We start from the raw sequence: 22842 nt of genomic DNA, 5'->3' as shown, positions 1-22842 counted from the left end.
CCTAGAAGGGCTAGAATAACACTGTAATAAAATAAAGAGGCAGTATACCACTATTATAATACTTAAGAAGCTTCTACGTATTATAACGAGGATACTGCCCTTTATAATTAATTAACTAACCGTATGAGAAAAGAAAATATCTCACTTGGTTCTTTATACGAATAAACTTAGTAAAAGAATAAATACCAATCCGCAAACGGAAATAATTGTTTCTAGTAATGTCCAAGTTAAGAAAGTTTCTTTCATCGATAACCCAAAATATTCTTTAAACATCCAGAAACCTGCATCATTAACGTGTGAAGCGATTAAGCTACCAGCTCCAGTTGCTAAAACGACTAAAGCTAAGTTAACGTCAGATTGACCTAACATTGGTATGACTAAACCAGATGTAGTTAATGCTGCAACAGTAGCAGAACCTAGTGAAATACGTAGGATTGCTGCAATAATCCATGCAAGTAAAATGGGTGAGATTGAAGTTCCTTTGAATAACTCAGCTACATAATCACCAACACCGCCATCAATTAACACTTGTTTAAAGGCTCCGCCGCCTCCGATGATTAAGAGCATCATCCCAATATGTGTAATTGCAGTTGTACAAGAGTTCATAATTTCTTTAATAGGAATTTTTCTAGCTAATCCCATTGTATAGATTGCCACTAAAAGTGATATCACCATAGCTGTACCTGCATTACCAATAAAGCGGATCGCTACTAGTAGGCCATTATCATCAAATCCAATTGTTTTTTGAAGTAAATTAACAATTGTTGCAAATGACATTAAAATAACAGGAAGTAAAGCCGTAAAAACACTAATTCCAAAACCAGGAGTTTCTTCAAGTTTAAATGTTTTTTGTTCACCTAAAGATGCAATATTACCTGTTTTAGTGAAAGATTCAGGTACTAACTTTTTAGCAAGCTTTGTAAACAAAGGACCTGCGATAAAAACAGTAGGTAATGCAATAATGAATCCGTACAGTAATACTTCACCTAAATTTGCATGATATTCACCAGCGATTACTGTTGGACCTGGATGTGGCGGTAAGAAACCATGTGTGACAGATAAAGCAGCCGCCATTGGAATACCTAAATATAAAATAGAAACTTTTAATTGTCTTGATATAGCAAATACAATCGGAATCAATAATACTAATCCTACTTCGAAAAATAGAGCGACACCAATAATGAATGAAGCAACAACAACTGCCCATTGGATGTTCTTTTCACCGAATTTATTAACAAGTGTCATCGCAATTCGTTGCGCGCCACCAGAATCAGCGATCAACTTACCAAGCATTGCACCAAGTCCAAATATTAGTGCTAAATGGCCAAGTGTTCCGCCTAATCCTGCTTCAATGGTTGTGCCAATATTATCTGGTTTTATTCCAAGTGCTAAAGCAACTCCAAATGAAACAATAATTAATGAAAGAAATGTATTTAATTTTAACTTCATGATTAAAACTAGTAATGCAATTATTCCGATAGCTACTATAACTAGTGGCATGGAAATTCCCCCTAAAATTTATTTGTTTTTATTTATTAATCCTCTTTGATAATTAGCAATGCTCTTATAATCTTTTTCTAATACTCTCGATAAGCTAATGAAAATAGGCAATAATTCACGATATTCTTTTACTGCTTCTTCATTCGGAGTATGTTTGTGAGTATTACCAACCATTTCAGATACTACATCAAAGGATTCTATTTTTCCTGTTGCATATAGACCTAAAATACAAGCACCAAGACAAGAACTTTCATAGCTTTCTGGTACAACTACATCTAAATCAAAAATATCGGACATCATCTGACGCCATACATTAGATCTTGCGAACCCACCAGTTGCTTGAATGTTAGTTACTGGTCCATCCATACATTCCAATAAAGCTAAAAATACAGTGTATAAGTTGTATATAACACCCTCAAGTGCAGAGCGAATCATATGCTCCTTCTTGTGTGCCATCGTTAAGCCGAAAAAGGATCCTCGAACATCTGGGTTCCATAAAGGTGCACGTTCACCAGCTAAATAAGGATGGAATAATAAGCCATCTGCTCCTGGTTTTACATTTTCAGCAATCCTTGTTAGTACTTCATATGGATCAATGCCTAATCTTTTTGCAGTTTCAACTTCCGAAGCCGCAAATTCATCACGAATCCATCTAAAAATCATTCCGCCATTGTTTACTGGTCCACCGATGACCCAATGTTTTTCTGTTAGTGCATAGCAAAATATTCGTCCTTTTTCATCAGTTTGTGGTTTGTCAATAATCGTTCGAATTGCACCACTTGTCCCGATTGTGACTGCAATTTCTCCTTTTCGAATCGCATTCACTCCAAGATTAGAAAGTACGCCATCGCTTGCACCAATTACAAAAGGAGTTTGTGGATCAATTCCTATTTGTCTAGCTAATTCAAAATTACAATTTGTAAAAATCTCAGTAGTAGGTACTAATCTTGATAGTTGTTCTGGTGTAATCCCTGCAATTTGTAATGCTTCTTCATCCCAATCTAATGTTTTAAGATTCATCATACCCATGGCTGAAGCAAGTGAATGATCGACAACATATTCATCGAAGAATTTTTTAAATATATATTCTTTAATCCCAATATATTTTTTCGCCTTCTGAGCGATTTCAGGTCGTTCATTTACAATCCAAGTTATCTTGCTTAAAGGCGACATTGGATGAATAGGAGTTCCTGTACGTTTGTATACTTCATGACCATTTAATTCATCTTTTATTTTATGAGTCCAAGACTCACTTCGATTATCTGCCCATGTAATACAAGGCGTTAATGGTCGATCATTTTCATCCATGGCAATGAGACTATGCATGGCACTACTAAAAGAAATAAATAATATATTTTTTTGAGCATGTTGTTTCATTATTTTAGAAATTGCTTGTACTAAAGCTGCAAAGATCTCTTCTGGGTCTTGTTCAGCTGTTGAAATATCAGGTGTATAGAGAGGGTATCCGATATTCTCTTGTTGAATGACTTCACCTGCTTCAGTAAATAAAACGGCTTTTGTACTTGTAGTACCGATGTCTAACCCTAACATGTAATTTGTCATTTTTCTTGTTCTACTCCTTTTGAAAACATTTGTTGTGATCTCCATAGATCTTCTACTTTTCCTTGAACATCGTCAAAGTTTTGATGTAAAGATTGAATCATAAGTTCTCTATTCTTCGTACTAATTGCATCAATATATAATTGATGATTATCGACTATTCGTTGAAAGTCTTCGTATTTTTCCTTAAATCGTACTCGCATCGATAAAAGGATAAACGCTTCCATGACTGGTTTTGCATTATTCCAGATCATTAAAATGTATGAATGATCAATGGCACGAATAATTGTTTCATGGAATAAAACATCTTGAAATGAAAACTCATCGGCATCTTGATATTTAATAGCAACTTTCATCATTTCAAGAATTTTACTAAGTTCCATCACCAAATCTTTCGTGTTTAATTTAACTAATCGTTCAAATACAAATGTTTCGATTAGTAATCGCACATCATATATTTCTTCTATTTCTTTATCAGTTAATCCAATAACAACTGCACCCATTCTTTCTAAACAAATCAGATTTTCAGATGCAAGCGTTTTTAATGCTTCTCTAATAGGAGAACGACTTACATTAAAATCGGCAGCCAATTTATTTTCTGATAACTTGGTACCGCTTTCAATTAAACCAGAAATTATTTTCATCCTTAATTCATATGTTACACGATCACCAGCTGAAGCTTTTGATAACCATTTTTCTGGATAAAGATTTTGCTTTAATTCTGACATAGGTTCACCTTCGTTTCATACGAGTATACTTGTATACAAGTATTATAGAACATAATAAAAAAAATGCAAGCGCTTTTACTTCAATTTACGCTACTCTGAAATCGACGTTTTAATATCATTAAAAATGCTTACTAGGAATTTTGTATAAAACGTCGACGAACCAATTAAGTATTCCTAGTCATTAATTGGGGCTAAATACATTATAGGATTCCTATAATTTCAATATTTTAGTTAGAAAAAAAAAAACGAAATTAAAATCTTCATGTTCTTTTTAGTAAACAGACTTTGTTACCTAAATTACATCATATTCTTACATAATTAATACCAAAAATTACCACTTATCTTAGATTAAGTAATTGGTCACTTTCTTCATATAAAATAACACTCACTAGTAGAATGCCTCTTTTTAATCTAAAACAATACACATCAACTCCTTATCTAAATTCGGCTTGTTTGTTAGTGATTAGTGCAGGGAGTTATTTACTAGCGCATAAAGTATTAAAAAAAGCTCAAGTTCCAAACTTACTTAAATAGTTTTAAGTAATCGTTCTTCAGAATAGAATGAATTTAAAGATGAGCTTACTATTTTTCTTTTTAAAGAAACTAACTGATAGAAGGAGATATGAACTATGAGTCATTTCTTATTAAGTAGACTAGGCAACTGGAAAATTCAAATTCACTGCCACGCTGGAATTAGGACTGTTGGAAATGATCGAGAAGTACTATTGCTAGATGAAGAACATGAAAAAATTGCACATTTTTCAATTGATTCTAAAGGAGCCTTTTTAATACTTCAAATCCCTTGGGGTGGTTATGTAAAAATTAAGGAGGGTTACCAAACAATCGTTGTACATATTCCGTATGAAGAAGATATAGAGGAATAGTTGAATGTATTATTGGCTTTATAAATAATCGCATATATTAAAATTAAAGGCTCTTTTCGTAAACTTTGTTGCTTTTAGATATTAAGGATTAACTGTGTTTTAAAATCTTATTGGAATATTCTACCTTTACGCTTTGTTGTGTTAAAATAGGAATATATGTTCTGTTATTAAATGTGGGATAACTTTAAGATGTTAAAGAATAAAGAAGATGTAATAAAGCTAATCCAAAGCGATGAAAAAATGATGAAGATTATAAAGGTTGCGAGTACATTAAATTTGCCTGATTGGTGGATATGTGCAGGATTTGTACGTTCAAAAATCTGGGACACATTGCACGGGTTTAATGAAAGAACTGACACCCCAGATGTAGATGTTATTTATTTTGATAACGAAAACATTGATGAGAATTTTGAAAAGGAATTAGAGAATAAGTTGAAAAGCATAATGCCTAATATACCTTGGTCTGTTAAAAATGAAGCAAGGATGCACGTCATTAATAATCTTCCTCCTTATACATCATCGGAGGATGCTATTTCAAAGTTTCCAGAAACTGCAACTGCTCTCGGAGTAAAGCTAGACAAGGTTAATAAACTGATTCTTACTTCTCCTTGTGGAATAGATGATGTCATTAATTTAGAACTGAAACCGACTCCCCATTTTATCGAAACAGAAGAACTTGCTGCAATTTACGAGGAGCGAATTATAAAAAAGAATTGGAAGGCTATTTGGCATAAAATTAAAATCCAGCACATATAAAAAAACTGATTAAGAAATAAGTCGTTTCATTTTATGAAATGGCTTTTTATACCTCACGCAGAAAATTTACTCTGATGGTGTTTGAGTTCCGACAAGCACTGAGCAACATTTGATTTATCCGTTCTTTCTCTTCAATTTTCTTGTTTTGTTGAAGATAGCTAAACCAATAAAGGTAATTGTCCAGATATTTAGTCGCCACCCCTTGAAACCTATCCATCCAATCCTTTAACCGTTTGTGATAGTTGTTTACGTTATTCAGGTAGTAGATGCCTTTTTTTACATATCCTTCTTTACTAAGATTAATAGGCTCGTGTTTCAATGCCTTTATCAGAGGAATTTCTTATAGTTTGTAGCCGTATCTATGGTCAAAATAGCAACAATCTTCGCGAAAAAAGCCAAATGAAAAAAGAGCGTGTAATCTAGCACGCTCTTTTTTATTATTTACGCAGTGTTAAAAATTCTAATTGTCTTAATCTTACTTTGAAGAATGTAATCGGATCGAAGTAAATACTTGGATTTGATTTCATATCTTCTAAAGTTTGGATATAGTTAGAAATTGCTAATCTTGTTTCATCAACTAGTTCGTGAATTTGCTCAAATGGAGCATGTAAGAACATTGATAGATCTCTTGGTAAAGTTTTTTCAAACATTTCAAATTGTAGGAAAAACTTCGTTGATAATTCTGATGTTACACCATCATAGTCGACATTATCAACATACTTTTGATATTGAGCAACAAGCTTTGCTTTATTTTGTGGCAGTAAGCCTAATAAGATTCCAGAGCTTTTTAAGATAAATTGAGATGGAGATGAATGTAATAAAATATTCATATCATCTAACTGAGTCATACTAGTCATTCGATCAGCATCACGGCGCCAGTCATCTAATACTTTAAAATCACACTCAAATTTTAAATATTCATTTCCAATGTACTCATTTAATGAATCACTCATTTCAGTTAAGTAGCTTTGAGTACCTTCTAATAATACACCTGATTCTTTAATCCAGTTTTGAAGAGCTTCATTCAGTTTTGGTAAAGTATTCTCTCGAACATATTCACCAATTCGAAGATTCATCTCTTCGTTAAGCGTTTCAAGAATTGTACCGAAATCACTATCTTCTTTGATTAACTCTTTACATTCTTTAAGTAGACCAGGAATACTCAGCTTTAAGTCATATTTTAATTCGTCTTTTAATTCACGATAAGAGTTTTTAATTGTATTTAAATGATCCATTTCTTTATCTTTTAATGAATGTAATAGACCATTTAATTTATCATCCAGAACTTCATTCCATTTTACATTAGCAAGTAGTTCTTCTTCCTTCTCAACTCGTTTTTCTAATAGGAAATTAATTAATTTGCGAATCGCTAATAATAATTTCTCAGTTCGTTTAGAATTTGCTTCAGTAGATAGTACATTATTTTCAATAAATAATTCTAAATCTTTAAATTGATCCTGATTACTATAAATTGAAGAATAAGGTAATACTTTAGCACTTGGGAAATCTAGATTAATTTTCGCTTGGATTTCAGCACGAACTCGATCAATTTCTTCTTTACTATAAATAGAATCCATCTTATTTAAAATAAAGTGAATTGGTAGAGTTGGTAATTCTTTATGAATTTTCACTAGTAAAGATCTTTCGTTTGCTGTATAAGGTGCAGTAGCATTTAAAACAAAAACAAGACGATCTGCAAGTTTTACAGATTGGAATAATGCTTTAGTATTAACCTGGTTCCCATCAATTCCAGGTGTGTCTATGATTGATAGGCGATGCTTTTCTAAAAATGAATTTGGTAATTTATAGTATACTAATTCATCACCTTTTAACAGATTATTTTCAACTGTTGTTAAATCGTAAAAATCAGCAAATTCAGCAAGTTGTGTATTTCCTTCCTTCGAAAATACGATAATATTTGAATCATTATCTTGTTCAAATAATACTGGAATTGTCGTAGAAGAACCCATCATTTTCTCACCTAAAAGCGAGTTAACAAATGAAGATTTACCGTTACCAGTTGTACCAGCAACAAGCATTGTTGTATTTTCAAATTGAGTTAATTTGTTTGTCCACCACTCAAAACGATCACCAACTTCAATTTCATTTAAAGCAGACCATTGTAGAATGTTTTCAAATAATTCTTTGCCGATTTCAAAGCAATCAGGCGTTTTTACTAATTGTTCAAATGCCTTTTCTGCGTCAGCAATAATTTGATAGTCGATACTACCTGGGAATAAACGATCCCATGCAAGTGTCGCAGTCGTTGCTAAAATCGCACCTTTAATATCAGTAATACGTAACCAGTTTGTTAAGAAGCTTGGCATCATTTCCTCAAGCTGAGCAACAAAATATTGCCCTTCAACTAATTCCTCATAAGTCATTGAATAGATTGATGGCAATCGATTCCACTTTACACCTGTCTCAACATTGATTTGGAATAACATATCATTGAATGTTTGTAACCAACTTATATAAACTGATTGGTCTCTGTAACTATTCCAAAGTGCTTCTACCATTAATTCAAAGTGCTCAAGATCGACTCTAGCTAATGATAGTAACGGTTGCACAAAATAGCTCGGTGCCATCTCTTTTGTTACACCATTTATAATGTATTCTCTTAATACAATAAACCATTTTAAATCTTCTGTTCGAATTGATTCTTCTGAAGCAAGAGCTACAGCGCTAGTCCAATCATGGTGTTTTTCATAAAAATTACGTGCAATTCTTGTTACGTTTGGATAATCAGGATTATATTTTACTGCTTCTTTAATAATACGATCTGCTTCCTCGTATTTCGAAACATCGATATAAAGAGAGAATAACTTTAAGAATATTTCAGATGTTAACGTACTACTATCTGTTTTCACTTCTTTATATAGCTTTTCTGCCGTTTCAAATGCACCAATTTCATAATAAGAATCAGCAATATTTTTCTTTGCCCAATCGCTTAATTGGTTTGCGACTTTTTCCCATTTAAAAACTGCAGATTCATAATCTTTATTTTCAAAATAAACTTCACCTTGTGCAAATCGGATAGATGAAAGATCCATATCTTCATTTTGTTCATTGTAAAGATCAGCTAAAACTGCAATAGGATGGCTATTGTTTTCATTTTCATTTAAATACGATTTATAAAATTGTTTTTTAATAAATTGTTCTTTCACTTTTACTTTAACTTCCACTGTCATGTTATCACCCACTATGTATAATAAAATCAATCTAATCAAGTTCAAAAAATATACCAAAAAGAATATGTTAAATTTATGCAGCATTATTATTCTACCAAATAAGAGCAACCGAAATTATGACAATTCTATGTCATTTTCATAAGATTTTTGTTATATTTGTTACGATACACACAAAACATAGGTAAAAGAATAATTATTTGGAGGCATTATGCTAACTTACGAAGAGAAACTTGCAATCATTGAATCATTTCCAGAATTAACAAAAAAGCCAGTCTCACTTGGGCGTACTAATTTTCAATATGAAGAAAGTTTAAAAGAGAAAAAGAATGTTGTTTATCACCTACATCCTAATGGGAATGGCTTTGTATATGCTGAAGGGATTAAGGGGTACAAAACAAACGAAAAAGGTATGGTAAATATAAGAGAATTTACTGAAGACGAACTTCGTACAGTACTTACTAAATCAATTGAAAGTTTATCAACTGAACCAATTTATGAAGAAGATGAAGAAGTAGAAGAAATCTGGGTTAATGCGAACGGACAAACTCTTAAGCTTGTTTCAGAAATGGATATGTGGAATGTTTATGCAGGAGAAAATCTTGATGGGACATTCAATAGCTATGGAGAAGCTTGTGAATATTTAGATGAAGAAGGATTTACTGTTCGAGATTAAATAAAGATATAGAGGCTGACTAAAAAGCCCTGTTTGATAAAAAAACGTCAAATTAAAAAAGCAAGAATAATGTTAAATCAACATTCTTGCTTTTTGTTTTTTAAAGCTCAGGGCTGAAATCTACCGGACAGTCTCTTTTAATTTAATGCAATTCAGTTTTTGATTTACTGCCTTTTTTTGAACGATAAACATTTCCTTTTGTATTGTCACCACTAATAGGTGTTTGTCCATGAAGTTCCGGTGCGTTTTGATTTTTACTTCCTTTACTGCCATTTCTACTTGTCATTTTCCATCCTCCTAATTCCATTTATCATAAATAGATTCCCATTTTAAATTAAAGATTATTCAAGGAATTTAAGCACATAATAATAAAAAAGGAGGGATAAACATGGCAAAAGGACATACAAACAAAGGTCCACAGAAAAGTTCTGTCGATCAATTTGGACATTCAGAGGAATCTGCTTATTCGAAGAGTAAAAAAATGGAAGAGTTTCATAAGAAAAATGTAGAAAAAGAAAATTAATAGAAGTTTTAATTCTTTTAAATGTACTTGCTAATTTTCCTTCAACAAGTCATTATAAAAGTATGATTACATTGGAGGAAACTAAATTTATGAGTGAAAAAAACAATGAACCAAAAAAAGTTAGTCTTCAGGAATTAATGAAACAAAAGTTGGCTAGCAAAAAACAGCAAAACGCTAATCATAATACTGGTGTAAATGCTGTTAAAGATATGACGAAAAAGAATCAAATTTCTAAAAAGCCAAACAATCAGCGCAAACGTATGGGTGTGTAATTAGAGAAAACGACTGAGGTAATCAGTCGTTTTTGATTTTGCATTTTTATATATCTTCTAAAAGATTTTGATTGGTATTATTTTCACCAAACGTTAAAACTTCCTCTACAGGCTGATAGGATTCACCGTAAAAATGTGTATCTTTATATGTATGAATCATATTATATGTTTTTTTCATCGCTTTAAAAATCATTTCTTCACTCTCATTATTTGGAGACCAGTACAAAATCTCCATAGGGTTAATTTCTTGAGTAGCTAGAGAGCGTCTATTATATCCAATCGACTGAGCATGCTCAAAACCTTCTCTTTTATAAAATCGAAGTCTTTTTTCTGTATCTGTATCTTCATAATTAACTGGTTCAACCTCTAATATAATTGGCTTGCCCTTCTTCTTTAGCTTATCAAGCAATTTATTCCCAAGACCTTGACCACGGGCATCTTTTGAAACGAACAAGTAATCGATAAAGACAAAATCGTCCAGTTCGGCATACATTAACACATGATGCGGACCTTCATCTTTATGATAAATATCTGACCGCTCTTTCAATAAAGTCTCCATATGTTCCCTTGATTTCATTTCTTCAACTGGAAAATACTGATTCAGTTTTTCATACCAATGCATAGATATTCTCCTTTTCTTACATGCAGTTTATAGCATTCAATAGTCAAGTCATTATGTTTATGACTATTCACTAGCTGCCCTACTTTTTCATATTAAAGTCCTTTCAAATGAAGTATTTGAAGTATTAATACTTTTCATGCAAGAAAAAAAGTTCCTTAATATGAATTGCACATTATTTGTTTATAGAAACCCAATCTTCCGCTAACATACCATAAACAATATGGTCTACATAATGATCATACAACCATTCAGCTTTCCTGATACAACCTTCTTGAACGAATCCTAATCTCTCAGGTATAGCACGGCTTTTTGAATTTTCAACAGCTGCACGAATCTCAACCCGATTTAGCGATAATTCTGTTAATGCATAATGAACAAATGCATGACAAGCTTTTGACATTATGCCCGATCCTTCAAACCCCTTTCCTAACCAATAACCGATACTTGTCGACCTATTTGACCAATCGATTTTATGGAATCCAATTACGCCAACAAGTTTTGCATTTGACCATATACCAACTTGAAATCCATTATTTTCAGCAAATTGTTTCATAGTAGATTTAATAAACTTCTCTGTATCCTCAATTTTTTTATTATGTACAATTAATGGTAACCATTCTTTCAAATGTTCCATTGAATTAATTGTTAATTTATATAATTCTTCTGCATCCTGTAGAGTTAATAACTTTAAATGCAAGTTTTCTTCAATTTTATAACTAAACATGATTTCTCCTTTAAAATTTAGTTTTATTAAACTGATTTGACGATTTCTTTACCGAAATATCCAAATTCTAATTCTATTTGTTGAATATTAATTTCAACATCCGAGTGTTTTTATACAAAAAGACAGCTTTAAGCTGCCTTTATCGGTTATATCAACGATGTGATGGCCACGATCCTTGCATTTTTCTAATTTGAATAATTTGTCCGGTATGGTAAGCATCATGTAGTAATAGATCCATTAGTTTTAATTCAAAAAAAGAATCTCTTTTTAGATCCTCATCAGTCATATTACTCAATAGTTGTCTTAATCTACAACTACTATTATCCAAACGTTCTACTACTTTCTTCCATTCGTTTTCTTCATTCGATTGTTCAGTAAAAGAAAAGGTTTGGTCACCATCTAGATTTTGTGTCCATTCTCTACCTTCTAAATTTGCTACAATTCGTTCTTTATAATATAGAAGATGGTTAACGTTTTCCCAAATTGATTTAGTTGCATCCCCTGATGGTTTCCAACTAGCTTGTCCAGCTGTAATACCTTCAATTGAATCTTTTAGTGGCGCAAACCAACTTTCCTTATCATATGTTTTGTCTAATACGTTTAATAACATTTCTTTTCTATTCAAAAAATCTCCTCCTTCTTTAAACCCTAACAATGTTAGAAATTACTTCTGAAAAGCCTCCTCATAACGATTAAATTGTCATTAAAGGAGGATGAAAATTGAACTAAATCATATCAATTGATCCATTTTGAGGTCACCACTGATTATTTATTCAACAAATGGCTATTTTTTCCTTTTATTTTTTAACTTTCTTATAAACCAAAAAGGAGTCACAAATAGGACTCCTTTAGTAGCATTAATTATGAAGTTACAAAGTGAATAGCAATCGTTAGTAAAATTTATTTTTTACTATTTGAAAAATAAACATCATATCCTCTTCCAATATCCTTTACACTATGGGAATCAGAACCATACATAAACTCTATATTTAATGAATTCGCAATTTCAACGACATGGACTGGTGGATATGATTCACCACAATACTCTTTAAATAATCCTGCAGTATTATAATCTAACATATAATTTTTTTCTTTTACTAGCTTTAATAATTCAACTTGTTTATTTAGGATCGTTTGTGTATCATCACATTTCAAAAACTGTTTAAATTTATTGCATAAGGTCATATGTCCGATTCGTTTTGGTTTAAACGGACCTAAATCATCAATGATTGACTGTTTTACTAAATCGTAATAAGCAAGTTGGAACGCTTCTGCACTGCCATAGTAATTTACTAAACCAGATAGCGTATCTTCAGCTTTATAATCTAAACAATGCCAGCCATTTTTTCCTTCTAGATAGTGGACTGACAAAAGTCCCGTGTCGCAATATTTGCCGTATTCTTTTAAAAAATCTTTAAACCAGACTGATTCACTCGGTAAATAATCGTATTCAAAACCAATTTTTATTCGAATTCGATCCTTATACTGATCTCTTACTTTATACATTTCGTTAATATATTCGTCTACTTCTTTTTCAGACATTGCTAGAGTAGCTACTGCCTCATCTGGCTTTAAGCTGTTTTGAAAAGATGATGGTACTGGTGAATGCTCGGTGATATGATATTCCTCAAACCCAAGTTCAATCGCTTTTTCGATCATTAATTGTACGTCATCACCACTTCCATGCGGACAATATTGTGTATGCGTGTGACCATCAATTTTCAAGATTTTACTTTCTCCTTCCTATTAATTAAGCAATTGTTTACCTCTTCAAGTTTTATTCCTTTTTCAACCATTAAAACCAAAGTGTGATAGACTAAATCACTAATTTCATAAATTAATTCTTCAGTTCCTTCATTTTTAGCACCAATAATTACTTCACTTGTCTCTTCCCCTACTTTTTTCAAGATTTTATCAATACCTTGATTAAATAAATAGGTTGTATAAGACCCTTCAATTGGATTCTCTTTTCGATCTCGTATCGTTTCATAAAGATTTGGCAGATGACTTAATGATTTATTTTGAACAATATTTTTTTCTTGTTTTAAAGTCAATTTTTCTGAAAAACAACTATAGCTTCCTGTGTGGCAAGCTACACCGACTTGTTCAACCTGTAGTAAAATTGAATCTTGGTCACAATCATAGGAAATTGATTTAACATATTGCAGATTCCCCGACGTTTCCCCTTTTTTCCAAATTGACTTACGACTTCTACTAAAAAATGTTGCAAATCCAGTTTCGAGTGTGAGTTTAATGGACTCATTATTCATATAGGCTAACATTAATACTTCTTTCGTATCAATATCTTGCACAATTGCTGGTACTAAACCTTGTTCATTAAAGCGAATTTTTTCGATATCAAAAAACATGTTTTCTCCTCCTATAGTCGAACTGGAATATTTTTTTCATTTAAATAGTCTTTTAATTCACTAATTTTGATCTCTCCAAAATGAAATACTGATGCAGCTAAAACGCCATCGACATTTGCATATTCAATCGCATCATAAAAGTGTTCTACTTTACCAGCGCCACCTGATGCGATAACGGGAACATTAACCGCATTAGTAATTTTTTGAAGCAATCTTATATCAAATCCTCTTTTCATCCCGTCTTCATCAATACTATTTAAAACAATTTCACCCGCTCCAAGTTCCACACCTTTTTTTGCCCAATCGACTGCGTCCCATTCAGTCTCTTTTCGGCCACCATTTATATACACTTTATAATTGCCATCTTTATTTAACTTTGCATCAATTGAAAGCACAACACATTGTGATCCAAAACGATCAGATGCTTCCTTAATTAAAGTCGGATTTAAAATTGCAGCAGAATTGATTGAGACTTTATCGGCTCCATTTCTTAATAGTTTCGTAAAATCATCAATCGACCGTACCCCACCTCCAACACTGAAAGGAATACGCAATTGTTTCGCTACTTCTGAAACAAATTGCAATGATATATCTCTTTCTTCATTTGAGGCTGTAATATCATAAAAGACTAACTCGTCAGCACCATTATCACTATAATATTTTCCTAGTTTCGTAGGAGAGTCTACATCTTGAATACTTGAAAACTGTTTTCCTTTCACAACTCGTCCATTACGAACGTCTAAGCACGGTATAATTCTTCTTGCAAGCATTTAAGTGCCTCCTCAACTGTAAATTTTCCTTCATATAAAGCTTTACCTGAAATCGCACCATAAATATTTAACTTGCAAAGGGACTTCAAATCATTGATTGAGCTCACTCCACCTGATGCGATAATATTTAAATTTGTTTCTTCAGCTAATCTTTTATATGCTTCTAAATTAGGTCCACAAAGCATGCCGTCCTTTGATATATCAGTGTATACGACTGTTTTCACACCAAGCAACTCTAGCAGTTTACAAAATTCAAAGCTATCTTGATTAGTCGACTCTTCCCAACCATTTATGGCTACAAAACTGTTTTTTGCATCTACTCCTACAATGATTCGATCACCGTATTGTAAAACCGCTTGTTCTAAAAGTTGTCTATTATTAATAGCAGCTGTACCTAAAATTACTTTTTCAACACCTAATTCTAACCAAAATGAAATCGAATCAAGTGATCTTATTCCTCCACCTAACTGAATGTTTAAATTCGTATTTTGAACGATTTCTTTTATAATTTGTGCATTTTTCCTTTCTCCTGTTCTAGCTCCATCTAAATCAACAATGTGTAATACTTTTGCACCTGCTTTTTCAAAATCTAACGCGACTTCAAGTGGTGAACTCTTATAAATTACTTTCTTATTAAAGTCCCCTTGCTCAAGGCGAACGCAGTTACCGTCCTTTAAATCAATTGCTGGATATAGAATCATATAAACACATCTCCTTAAATGCTTTTAATAAATTTAGACCAGTTTCTGCGCTTTTTTCAGGGTGAAATTGCATTCCGTAAATATTACCGGATTTAACAATCGCTGGAATCTTCACTCCATAGTCGGAATAAGCTAAAAGCTCTTCATTTGTTGAACTTATATAAAATGAATGTACAAAATAGACATACTCACCTTCATTTACATATTTTAAAAATGATTCTTGTTTAGTAAAATTTAGATTGTTCCAGCCCATATGTGGTACTTTTACGATGTCAGGTATACGTTTTACATAACCTTTAATTAAGCCTAGCCCACTTGCTCCGAAGTTTTCTTCACTAAATTCATATAATAATTGCATTCCTAGGCAAATTCCTAAAATCGGTGTACCGCTTTTTGCCTTTAACTTTATACAATCTACTAAACCAAGTCGATTTAATTCGTTCATCGCTGCTTCATATGCGCCAACACCTGGTAGAATAATAGATGATGCTTGCTTGATTACTTCAATTTCATTTGTAATAACCACAGGAAAATCAATTTCCTCACATGCTCTTTTTAATGAATCTAAATTACCTACACCATAATCAATAATAATATTCACTTATAACATTCCTTTCGTTGAAGGTAATTTAGTCGAAGTTACTTCAACTGCTTGTTTAACCGCTCTACCAAATGCTTTAAATAAAGCTTCAATTTTGTGGTGATCATTTTCTCCATATAAAACTTCCATATGACAATTCATTTTAGCTTCGGAGCTTAATGCTTTAAAAAATTCTTTAAAATTCTGTGTATCAATCATTCCAATACGTTCTCTCACCGTTTTATCATTATAAACAAGATACGGTCTGCCACTAAAATCGACGACTACTCTAGCTAATGTTTCATCCATCGGAATATAACATGAGCCGTAACGATTAATGCCAAATTTTTCATCTAACGCAATTAATAAAGCTTTACCTAATGCGATCCCAACATCCTCTGTTGTGTGATGATCATCTACTTCAAGATCCCCCTCACAAAATACTTCTAAATTAATGCCACTATGGAATGAAAATAACGTTAACATATGGTCTAAAAAGCCAATACCAGTTTGAATCGTACTTTCTCCATCACCATCTAAATTTAGTTTCAATCGAATATTTGTTTCATTTGTTTGTCTTGTGATCGATGCAGTTCTCACTTTGAATCCTCCTCAAATCGAATACTAATTGCTTTACCGTGACCATATAGTCCTTCTTCCTCTGCGATCAATTCAATATGTTTTCTTGCTTCACTTAAGGCCGCCTTATTGTAGTAAACAACGGATGTTTTCTTCTGAAAATCATTTACATTTAATGGCGAGGTGAATCTTGCAGTTCCGCTAGTCGGTAATGTATGATTCGTTCCCGCAAAGTAATCGCCAACAGGCTCTGGAGTATAATCTCCTAAAAATATAGCACCAGCATTTTTCACTTTATGAACGATCGACTCTGGCTTTTTTATCATTAGTTCAAGATGTTCAGGCGCTAGCTTATTAATAAGTTCAATTCCTTCCTCGATTGTTTGAACGACGATAATGGCTCCATAATTTTCGAATGAGCTTTTAATAATTTCTTTTCTCGGCTGTTCGTCTAATAAGTTTGGTATTTCTTGCTGTATTTTTTGGGCAAACTCTTCTGAATTCGTAATCACAATACTAGATGCCATTTCATCATGTTCTGCCTGTGCCATTAAGTCAGCTGCAATAAATCTTGGATTGGCTGTTTCATCTGCTAAAATGACAACTTCAGTTGGGCCTGCAACCATATCAATTCCTACTATTCCCGAAACGCTTTTCTTAGCAAGCGCCACATAAATATTTCCTGGACCAACTATTTTGTCTACTTTTTCAATTGTTTCAGTTCCATACGCCAGTGCCCCGATTGCTTGCGCTCCACCAATTTTTAATACTTTTGTAACACCAGCTAATTTTGCAGCAACTAGAATGGAAGGCTTAATTTTTCCTTCTTTATTTGGTGGCGTTACAATGACAATCTCATTCACTCCTGCTATTTTGGCAGGAATTACATTCATTAATACGGTTGATGGGTATGCCGCTTTTCCTCCTGGAATATACACACCAACTCTTTCAATCGGATTTATGATTTGTTGAACATATGAATTTTTTTCATTTATTTTATATCCATCTTGCAGTTGCTTTTCATGATAAGTCTCTATATTTTTCTTAGCTTCAATTAATGCATTGATTAAGTTTTCATCGGTTTGTTTTAGGGCTTCATTAAACTCATCTTCACTTACTTCAAAACTTTTTAGTTTCACCTCATCATAAATTAAAGAATACTGACGTACCGCTTCATCACCATTTTCTTTCACATTTAATAAAATCTTTTCTACACTTTTTGTGATCTCAACAGTGGGCAAATTCGTTCGGTTTATAATACTTTCAAGTTTTTCGCTTTTTTGATTAATCGATAAAATTTCCAGCATATATGTTCCTACCCTTCTTAATTTTTTCGATAAATTCAGTAATACGGAAATAGTTAAATCGATAACTAACACGATTTGAAATCACTCTAGCACTGATTGGAATCATTTCTTCTAAAATAACTAATCCATTTGCTTTTAAAGTACTTCCTGTTTCGACTAAATCAACAATAATATCTGACATGCCTACAATTGGTGCTAATTCAACAGAACCGTTTAAATAAATCAGTTCAATATTTTGCCTAAACTGGAAATACTTCGAAGTAATATTTGGATATTTTGTCGCAACTCTTAACGTTTCATCACCTCGATCAATTAACGTTCCTGGAAAACCCGCTGCAGCAAAAATGCATTTTCCTAGTTCTAAATCCATCAACTCATAGACATCTTTCTCTTGTTCTAACAGAATGTCTTTTCCTACAAAGCCAAGATCGCAAACTCCTCGCTCAACATATGTAGCGACATCCACTGGTTTTACTACTAAATATTTAATTTTTTGTAACTCATCTTCAAAAATTAGTTTTCTAGTTTTAGAATCAATTACTTTTTTGTAACCAGATTGACTTAATATTTTAATGACTTCATCTTCAAGTCTTCCTTTTGCAACTGCAACTGTTAGCCAACTCACTTTACATCCCTCATTTGACAAGTTATCCAAGCATTTGTATCGATCGAAAATCCGATTGCATCAATGCTGTTTTCCGAATCTTCAGACACCAGAAGATAGCGTCCTCCACTTAAAACCTCTTTATTTAACTGATCATAATACCCTTTAAAAACGATTCCGTCATAATAATCAAATTCATTTACAATTGATAAATCGAGAAGAATATTTGGACTAATTTCTTGAAATTTGATTACCTTTTCAACAGCATTTTCCATTTCATTATTTAATACTAAGCTTTTCAGTAATGAATGTAGCTTTTCTCCTTTACCTTGTAAACTAAATAACTGTTCAAAAACATTCCTAGCTTGAAATGGTAAATTAATTGACTGAATAAATCGTTCTAATTCATCTATGTTTTTTAAATAAATTAGCTTTTTTAATTTATTTTTTTGCGACTCAGTTAAATTACATTCTTTAAATAATCCGTCGATAAACCCTGTATGACCGATTTCTAAAATAAATGGAACATTACTTAATAAATCAATTGCCATAATAACTACTTCTATTTCAGATTCTTCCGTAATTCGACCTAAATTTTCAATTCCAAATTGATTAATTTCTTCAAGTTCCACCCCATTATTCCGATAAATTGTTGATTGATAAAATACTTTACATTTCTCTTCCTTCAGTGCGATTGGATAAATTTCTTTCATCAGTGCACTTGTTAAATCAGGTCTTAACAATAAAATTTGCTGTAACCGTGTTAAAACAACAACTAAATCTTCTCTAGCTAATCTTGGATTTCGACTTGAAAATGAATCATATTCTTCAAATAATTGAGGATGAAATGGGATATATCCTCGTTCTAGTGCATAATCTTCCATTTTTCTTTTATATTGATAATTGACTAATGACTGCTTTAATTTCCCATCCAATTGAACATTCCCCCTTCTAGAAAAAACAAAAAGGCCATACAGGTTAAATGCCTGTATGGCCTTCTGGCACGACACAAGCACCTTTTTCGTAACACGAAGAGGGCTTGTATCTATGGTCAATTTTTGTCCATAGATTCAAACCCTGGGTGGATGATGATGTTGTAGCCCATTATTCGTGCGTGCGAAAAACATGTTCATGTCTCCTTTTTCGTTTTATTTTTATTCATCTTAATGAATTTGTTATAAATTGTCAATCCCTTTTAAAAAATAAAAAATCTGAAAGGGTTTTCATTAACGTTTTTTAATTTTTTGAATCTATTGAATGAATATCTGTTTTTTCTACTAACAACTGGTTATTATAGTAAAATATTGAACGTACATTTTACCTTGTAAAAACATAATAAATAACGTAAAACCAACTAAAAAAACCGTGAATTATTGCCCATAGAACCGATTTATGAATACTCCAAGATATTGTAATAGCTAAAGCAGAACCGAAAGTAATAGCACTTTTTGAACCAACTGGAACAATCTGTCTTTTTTCCGACCGTTCTTTCATTAACTCAATCCCCATTTCAACAGTGTCTATATTTTCATATAATATTTATTCTAAAGTTAAAAGTTTATTCTCTTCAAGTATTAATATTTTTACTTGAATGCATCCGGATTTTTCTGGTTGATTGTTGTAATAGTTAGTTAAATATCAAATAAAAATGTTTCTTTAAATCCTTTTTTTCCTTCAAATGTTATCTTTACTGCCCTTGATTTTGGCATACGTTGAATCCAATTTAATTCTATAAATCTTTCTAGAAGAGCACTTCCCAATGCCCCACCAAGGTGGTAATGTCTTTCACTCCAATCTATACATTTATGTGAAAATGATCGACGCTTCTTCTTAATTTTTTCAAGATCAATTTGAAAATCAGTAAAAAATCTCTCACCTTTTTTTGTCACAATAAAGCTTTGACTTTCTTCACTTATAACACCCAAATTAACTAAAGAATTAGTTAATAGTACCCCAAACTTTCCAGCCGGATGATCGTAACACGTTCGTGCATAACGTATTGCTGTATTTTCTGTAGCTTGTTTTAAAGACCTGATTTCAATGGGAGGAGCAAGTGATAATAATGTCTCCATTATTTGAGCAACTTCTTGATTTCGAATACCATAGTATCGATGTCTTCCTTGTTTTTCTACGCTCACTACTTCCGCATCGACCAATTTTGTTAAATGGAAACTAGCCGTTTGTGGTTTTATTCCAGCCATATATGCCAGTTCGCTAGCTGGATGGAATCTTCCATCTAAAAGGACAGTTAAAATTGCCGCACGGGACCTTTCACTTACAAGTGTAGCAACCACTGCCACATTAGGATTTGCATTCATTTTTCATTCTCCTCTCATTATGTAATCCATATTTCGATGATAATAGAACTATTTATATTCTACAATAAATTTTGAAGGAAATAATGATTAGGAGGAAATACAATGAGTCATTTTACAAATACAAAGTTAATACAACCTAAAATTCTATACTATGGAACACCTGTGATTTTACAAAATACATTAAATGAGGATCAAACAGTTAATATTAGCCCTATGTCTTCCTCATGGGCTTTAGGAGAATGCATCATATTAGGAATTGGACTTGGTGGAAAAGCTATTGAAAATTTACAGCGACATCCTGAATGTGTAATCAATGTTCCTAGCCCTTTATTATGGGAGAATGTGGAATTGTTAGCTCCATATACCGGAAAAAATCCCGTTCCTCATTTTAAGAAAAATATAGGATTTACATATGTAAAAGAAAAATACGATATCAGTAAATTAACCGCTATCGAATCAAAAACCGTAAAACCTACACGTATATCGGAATGCCCAATTCAAATCGAGGCAACTGTAAAACACATTCGTATTCCCGAACATTCACCTGATTTTGCAATTGTCGAGACACAAGTTTTGCACGTACATGCTCATAATGAGATCATCATTGAAGAAAATCATATCGATCCAAATAAATGGAGTCCACTAATATATAATTTCCGCCATTACTTCGGTCTCGGAAATAAGTTAGGTAAAACTTTTCGTTCGGAAATATAGATCTCTCTTTTTAGTAAAAAATAGTACTTCAAATATAAAAGTCAGATTCCAACTTGTATGGCATCTGACTTCTTCTCTAACTAACCCATCAATTGGTATGATTCTTTTAAAAGAACTAAAAACTCTTGATTTATGTCGTCTTTACTATGGAATCTAAAGTTAATGTGAAATCTGTTTTTGGATACTTGTTCAATTTTAGTAATATTCTCGTGTTCAATATGATGGTTTGTAACTAAATTAAAATCTAGCCATTTCTTTTTTGGATGAACTCCTCCAAATGAATACTTATTCAAAAGATGAATAGAAGTCTTTTTAAACTCAACTTCAAATTGTCCTATTTCTTTTAATAAATCGAGTAATGTTAAATATATTTCATAAACATTAGATCCCTTATTTGAGAATAATTCATCTTCAGACATATTGTTATCGCCTTCTTTCTCCCCAACAATTAAGTGTATTACCATTATTTTACCAAAAGCCTTATTCCACTAAACTACCATTTAGTTAAACAAAATAAGAGTCACCAAAGCAACTCTTTTTGTTCAACAAGCCTGACTAGTCAAATTTTTCTACAAATTATAATTCAACACTTTCTCTTTTTCTCACCTTTAAACGCTTATAAATTGGATAGCCCACCATATAATACCCTGAGAATGATAACAGTACTAAGGATAAACCAGTCATTGTTAGGATACTGTATCTATACCAATTACCAAAGAAGGATCCATCATGTAAAGAAATGATGAAAGTCGAGTAATCAGGATTTTTAGATAAAACCTTGCCTGTGCTTGCATCAATTTGAACGTCTTGGCTATTATTAAAGCGAACCTGGTAAATGTTTAAACCAGGTCTATATTCTATCCTAAAAATATCTTCAACCGAATTGGCACCTGAGAGCCCTTGAGATGTCGCAATTGAAACGACTTTATCCATTGTTATCGCTTGACTTGGACTCGCCTCTTTCCCTATTTTTAACTCATCTGCAACTCCTAATGGTATCATATAAACTAGCATGAGCCCTGTTACTGCAATAAACATAAAAAACAAAGATAAAATTAATCCTGACCATTTATGTACTTTTCGACTAAATTGATACAGCTTTAAAGATTTTGACATTCTCCTCACACCTTATCTAAATTTTTATTACTAATATTCAATGTAAATTATAGTTCGAATCTAGTTAACATAAACATTCTCATAAGCAATAAAAAAAGGATCTAGGCTACCAGATCTTTTTGCTTCTTATGTAACTAGCACATTAGTTAGCTCAATTATGGATTAGTTATTTTAGTAACCAAGAAATAAGTACTAATTCCCATTACCATGCCGCCTGCAATGCCTTTAACATACCGATTACATTCTAATAGGTTGATAAGTATATACCAATCATGAACATTATTAATCCGATAAAAAACAAAAATTTTTTTAAAATTATCATTCTATTTATGCAACTATACAGCCATATAC

27 protein-coding genes and 1 pseudogene are annotated in these 22842 nt (G+C 32.3%); 6 read left to right on the top strand and 22 right to left on the bottom strand.

From position 1 onward, the window contains the following. Positions 1-153: 153 nt before the first annotated feature. From ACSBO6_RS07865 to ACSBO6_RS07855, 3 genes are read right to left on the bottom strand one after another with little or no spacing between them, the layout of a single operon-like run. Entirely contained in the window at positions 154-1500 is a 1347-nt protein-coding gene (locus ACSBO6_RS07865) for a GntP family permease (protein ID WP_098848259.1), read from the bottom strand. An 18-nt stretch (positions 1501-1518) separates the two neighbouring features. Then, positions 1519-3063 (bottom strand): gluconokinase, encoded by a 1545-nt coding sequence (gene gntK, locus ACSBO6_RS07860; RefSeq protein WP_098848260.1) that lies wholly within the window; start codon positions 3061-3063, stop codon positions 1519-1521. After that, positions 3060-3788: a GntR family transcriptional regulator gene (locus ACSBO6_RS07855; protein WP_098848261.1), complete on the bottom strand. Its 729-nt coding sequence runs from the start codon at positions 3786-3788 to the stop codon at positions 3060-3062. Before ACSBO6_RS07855 ends, gntK begins: the two co-directional genes overlap by 4 nt. Before the next feature lie 629 nt (positions 3789-4417). Between ACSBO6_RS07855 and ACSBO6_RS07850 the strand changes: the two genes are divergently transcribed. After that, positions 4418-4672, top strand: coding sequence for a hypothetical protein (locus tag ACSBO6_RS07850; RefSeq protein ID WP_098848262.1), 255 nt, complete (start codon positions 4418-4420; stop codon positions 4670-4672). A gap of 189 nt (positions 4673-4861) precedes the next feature. Then, on the top strand, positions 4862-5428 hold the full coding sequence (locus ACSBO6_RS07845) for a nucleotidyltransferase family protein (RefSeq protein ID WP_098848263.1): 567 nt from the start codon (positions 4862-4864) through the stop codon (positions 5426-5428). A 46-nt stretch (positions 5429-5474) separates the two neighbouring features. On the opposite strand, the pseudogene ACSBO6_RS07840 reads toward ACSBO6_RS07845, so the two are convergent. Further along, a pseudogene (locus ACSBO6_RS07840) lies at positions 5475-5803 on the bottom strand (IS1595 family transposase); the annotation flags it as partial. A 62-nt stretch (positions 5804-5865) separates the two neighbouring features. Further along, positions 5866-8619 (bottom strand): dynamin family protein, encoded by a 2754-nt coding sequence (locus tag ACSBO6_RS07835; RefSeq protein WP_180233015.1) that lies wholly within the window; start codon positions 8617-8619, stop codon positions 5866-5868. Positions 8620-8827: 208 nt separating this feature from the next. On the opposite strand from ACSBO6_RS07835, the gene ACSBO6_RS07830 reads away from it, so the two are divergent. After that, a complete protein-coding gene (locus ACSBO6_RS07830) occupies positions 8828-9292 on the top strand; it encodes a hypothetical protein (RefSeq protein ID WP_098848265.1) in 465 nt (154 codons plus the stop codon). Positions 9293-9434: 142 nt separating this feature from the next. On the opposite strand, the gene ACSBO6_RS07825 is transcribed toward ACSBO6_RS07830, so the two are convergent. Beyond that, a complete protein-coding gene (locus tag ACSBO6_RS07825) occupies positions 9435-9578 on the bottom strand; it encodes an imidazoleglycerol-phosphate dehydratase (RefSeq protein ID WP_098848266.1) in 144 nt (47 codons plus the stop codon). 102 nt (positions 9579-9680) lie between these two features. On the opposite strand from ACSBO6_RS07825, the gene ACSBO6_RS07820 reads away from it, so the two are divergent. Continuing rightward, positions 9681-9815 (top strand): hypothetical protein, encoded by a 135-nt coding sequence (locus ACSBO6_RS07820; RefSeq protein ID WP_498844445.1) that lies wholly within the window; start codon positions 9681-9683, stop codon positions 9813-9815. A gap of 89 nt (positions 9816-9904) precedes the next feature. Next, the gene (locus ACSBO6_RS07815) at positions 9905-10087 is read left to right on the top strand and encodes a hypothetical protein (protein WP_098848267.1); all 183 of its coding nucleotides are present in this window, start codon (positions 9905-9907) and stop codon (positions 10085-10087) included. Between the two features lie 46 nt (positions 10088-10133). Here the strand turns inward: ACSBO6_RS07815 and ACSBO6_RS07810 are convergent, their stop codons facing one another. The 14 genes from ACSBO6_RS07810 to ACSBO6_RS07745 all read right to left on the bottom strand — a co-directional run bounded on the left by ACSBO6_RS07810 (position 10134) and on the right by ACSBO6_RS07745 (position 20661). Continuing rightward, a complete protein-coding gene (locus tag ACSBO6_RS07810; RefSeq protein ID WP_098848268.1) occupies positions 10134-10709 on the bottom strand; it encodes a GNAT family N-acetyltransferase in 576 nt (191 codons plus the stop codon). 172 nt (positions 10710-10881) lie between these two features. Next, positions 10882-11433 carry a GNAT family N-acetyltransferase gene (locus tag ACSBO6_RS07805; RefSeq protein ID WP_098848269.1) on the bottom strand — a complete coding sequence of 184 codons (552 nt, stop codon included), beginning with the start codon at positions 11431-11433 and terminating at the stop codon, positions 10882-10884. A 151-nt stretch (positions 11434-11584) separates the two neighbouring features. After that, a complete protein-coding gene (locus ACSBO6_RS07800) occupies positions 11585-12043 on the bottom strand; it encodes a DinB family protein (RefSeq protein WP_098848391.1) in 459 nt (152 codons plus the stop codon). A 290-nt stretch (positions 12044-12333) separates the two neighbouring features. Next, the gene (gene hisJ, locus ACSBO6_RS07795; protein WP_498844444.1) at positions 12334-13158 is read right to left on the bottom strand and encodes a histidinol-phosphatase HisJ; all 825 of its coding nucleotides are present in this window, start codon (positions 13156-13158) and stop codon (positions 12334-12336) included. Beyond that, positions 13155-13802, bottom strand: coding sequence for a bifunctional phosphoribosyl-AMP cyclohydrolase/phosphoribosyl-ATP diphosphatase HisIE (gene hisIE / locus ACSBO6_RS07790; RefSeq protein WP_098848271.1), 648 nt, complete (start codon positions 13800-13802; stop codon positions 13155-13157). Before hisIE ends, hisJ begins: the two co-directional genes overlap by 4 nt. A gap of 11 nt (positions 13803-13813) precedes the next feature. Next, entirely contained in the window at positions 13814-14572 is a 759-nt protein-coding gene (gene hisF, locus ACSBO6_RS07785; protein ID WP_098848272.1) for an imidazole glycerol phosphate synthase subunit HisF, read from the bottom strand. Next, positions 14542-15273, bottom strand: a complete 732-nt coding sequence (gene hisA, locus ACSBO6_RS07780) for a 1-(5-phosphoribosyl)-5-[(5-phosphoribosylamino)methylideneamino]imidazole-4-carboxamide isomerase (RefSeq protein WP_098848273.1) — start codon at positions 15271-15273, stop codon at positions 14542-14544. Before hisA ends, hisF begins: the two co-directional genes overlap by 31 nt. Next, on the bottom strand, positions 15251-15874 hold the full coding sequence (gene hisH / locus ACSBO6_RS07775) for an imidazole glycerol phosphate synthase subunit HisH (RefSeq protein WP_098848274.1): 624 nt from the start codon (positions 15872-15874) through the stop codon (positions 15251-15253). The genes hisA and hisH overlap by 23 nt, the downstream gene beginning before the upstream one ends. Beyond that, entirely contained in the window at positions 15875-16453 is a 579-nt protein-coding gene (gene hisB, locus ACSBO6_RS07770; protein WP_098848275.1) for an imidazoleglycerol-phosphate dehydratase HisB, read from the bottom strand. Continuing rightward, positions 16450-17736, bottom strand: a complete 1287-nt coding sequence (gene hisD / locus ACSBO6_RS07765) for a histidinol dehydrogenase (protein ID WP_498844661.1) — start codon at positions 17734-17736, stop codon at positions 16450-16452. The genes hisB and hisD overlap by 4 nt, the downstream gene beginning before the upstream one ends. Continuing rightward, the gene (gene hisG / locus ACSBO6_RS07760) at positions 17717-18364 is read right to left on the bottom strand and encodes an ATP phosphoribosyltransferase (RefSeq protein ID WP_098848277.1); all 648 of its coding nucleotides are present in this window, start codon (positions 18362-18364) and stop codon (positions 17717-17719) included. The genes hisD and hisG overlap by 20 nt, the downstream gene beginning before the upstream one ends. Then, positions 18361-19278 (bottom strand): ATP phosphoribosyltransferase regulatory subunit, encoded by a 918-nt coding sequence (locus tag ACSBO6_RS07755; RefSeq protein WP_098848278.1) that lies wholly within the window; start codon positions 19276-19278, stop codon positions 18361-18363. Before ACSBO6_RS07755 ends, hisG begins: the two co-directional genes overlap by 4 nt. 382 nt (positions 19279-19660) lie before the next feature. Further along, positions 19661-19837, bottom strand: coding sequence for a hypothetical protein (locus tag ACSBO6_RS07750; protein ID WP_180233013.1), 177 nt, complete (start codon positions 19835-19837; stop codon positions 19661-19663). A 137-nt stretch (positions 19838-19974) separates the two neighbouring features. Beyond that, a complete protein-coding gene (locus tag ACSBO6_RS07745) occupies positions 19975-20661 on the bottom strand; it encodes an ArsR/SmtB family transcription factor (RefSeq protein ID WP_098848279.1) in 687 nt (228 codons plus the stop codon). Positions 20662-20763: 102 nt separating this feature from the next. Here ACSBO6_RS07745 and ACSBO6_RS07740 point away from each other — a divergent pair, with 102 nt between their 5' ends. Next, positions 20764-21375, top strand: a complete 612-nt coding sequence (locus tag ACSBO6_RS07740; RefSeq protein ID WP_498844443.1) for a flavin reductase — start codon at positions 20764-20766, stop codon at positions 21373-21375. 80 nt (positions 21376-21455) lie between these two features. Here the strand turns inward: ACSBO6_RS07740 and ACSBO6_RS07735 are convergent, their stop codons facing one another. Together ACSBO6_RS07735 and ACSBO6_RS07730 are read right to left on the bottom strand one after the other, a co-directional pair. Continuing rightward, a complete protein-coding gene (locus ACSBO6_RS07735; RefSeq protein ID WP_098848281.1) occupies positions 21456-21794 on the bottom strand; it encodes a DUF5655 domain-containing protein in 339 nt (112 codons plus the stop codon). Between the two features lie 157 nt (positions 21795-21951). Next, positions 21952-22491, bottom strand: coding sequence for a PepSY-associated TM helix domain-containing protein (locus ACSBO6_RS07730; protein WP_098848282.1), 540 nt, complete (start codon positions 22489-22491; stop codon positions 21952-21954). Between the last annotated feature and the right edge of the window lie 351 nt (positions 22492-22842).

The sequence above is a fragment of the Bacillus sp. AL-1R genome, assembly GCF_052180195.1.
Lineage (GTDB): Bacteria > Bacillota > Bacilli > Bacillales > Bacillaceae_G > Gottfriedia.
Note: the sequence above shows the minus strand (reverse complement) of the source record. Positions and strands in the feature narration are given on the sequence as shown.

Excerpts from the sequence above, each read along its gene's own strand:
- ACSBO6_RS07865 (WP_098848259.1), bottom strand. The coding sequence starts at position 1,500 with ATGCCACTAGTTATAGTAGCTATCGGAATAATTGCATTACTAGTTTTA.
- gntK (WP_098848260.1), bottom strand. The coding sequence starts at position 3,063 with ATGACAAATTACATGTTAGGGTTAGACATCGGTACTACAAGTACAAAA.
- ACSBO6_RS07855 (WP_098848261.1), bottom strand. The coding sequence starts at position 3,788 with ATGTCAGAATTAAAGCAAAATCTTTATCCAGAAAAATGGTTATCAAAA.
- ACSBO6_RS07850 (WP_098848262.1), top strand. The coding sequence starts at position 4,418 with ATGAGTCATTTCTTATTAAGTAGACTAGGCAACTGGAAAATTCAAATT.
- ACSBO6_RS07845 (WP_098848263.1), top strand. The coding sequence starts at position 4,862 with ATGTTAAAGAATAAAGAAGATGTAATAAAGCTAATCCAAAGCGATGAA.
- ACSBO6_RS07835 (WP_180233015.1), bottom strand. The coding sequence starts at position 8,619 with ATGACAGTGGAAGTTAAAGTAAAAGTGAAAGAACAATTTATTAAAAAA.
- ACSBO6_RS07830 (WP_098848265.1), top strand. The coding sequence starts at position 8,828 with ATGCTAACTTACGAAGAGAAACTTGCAATCATTGAATCATTTCCAGAA.
- ACSBO6_RS07825 (WP_098848266.1), bottom strand. The coding sequence starts at position 9,578 with ATGACAAGTAGAAATGGCAGTAAAGGAAGTAAAAATCAAAACGCACCG.
- ACSBO6_RS07820 (WP_498844445.1), top strand. The coding sequence starts at position 9,681 with ATGGCAAAAGGACATACAAACAAAGGTCCACAGAAAAGTTCTGTCGAT.
- ACSBO6_RS07815 (WP_098848267.1), top strand. The coding sequence starts at position 9,905 with ATGAGTGAAAAAAACAATGAACCAAAAAAAGTTAGTCTTCAGGAATTA.
- ACSBO6_RS07810 (WP_098848268.1), bottom strand. The coding sequence starts at position 10,709 with ATGCATTGGTATGAAAAACTGAATCAGTATTTTCCAGTTGAAGAAATG.
- ACSBO6_RS07805 (WP_098848269.1), bottom strand. The coding sequence starts at position 11,433 with ATGTTTAGTTATAAAATTGAAGAAAACTTGCATTTAAAGTTATTAACT.
- ACSBO6_RS07800 (WP_098848391.1), bottom strand. The coding sequence starts at position 12,043 with ATGTTATTAAACGTATTAGACAAAACATATGATAAGGAAAGTTGGTTT.
- hisIE (WP_098848271.1), bottom strand. The coding sequence starts at position 13,802 with ATGTTTTTTGATATCGAAAAAATTCGCTTTAATGAACAAGGTTTAGTA.
- hisF (WP_098848272.1), bottom strand. The coding sequence starts at position 14,572 with ATGCTTGCAAGAAGAATTATACCGTGCTTAGACGTTCGTAATGGACGA.
- hisA (WP_098848273.1), bottom strand. The coding sequence starts at position 15,273 with ATGATTCTATATCCAGCAATTGATTTAAAGGACGGTAACTGCGTTCGC.
- ACSBO6_RS07750 (WP_180233013.1), bottom strand. The coding sequence starts at position 19,837 with ATGAAAGAACGGTCGGAAAAAAGACAGATTGTTCCAGTTGGTTCAAAA.
- ACSBO6_RS07745 (WP_098848279.1), bottom strand. The coding sequence starts at position 20,661 with ATGAATGCAAATCCTAATGTGGCAGTGGTTGCTACACTTGTAAGTGAA.
- ACSBO6_RS07740 (WP_498844443.1), top strand. The coding sequence starts at position 20,764 with ATGAGTCATTTTACAAATACAAAGTTAATACAACCTAAAATTCTATAC.
- ACSBO6_RS07735 (WP_098848281.1), bottom strand. The coding sequence starts at position 21,794 with ATGTCTGAAGATGAATTATTCTCAAATAAGGGATCTAATGTTTATGAA.
- ACSBO6_RS07730 (WP_098848282.1), bottom strand. The coding sequence starts at position 22,491 with ATGTCAAAATCTTTAAAGCTGTATCAATTTAGTCGAAAAGTACATAAA.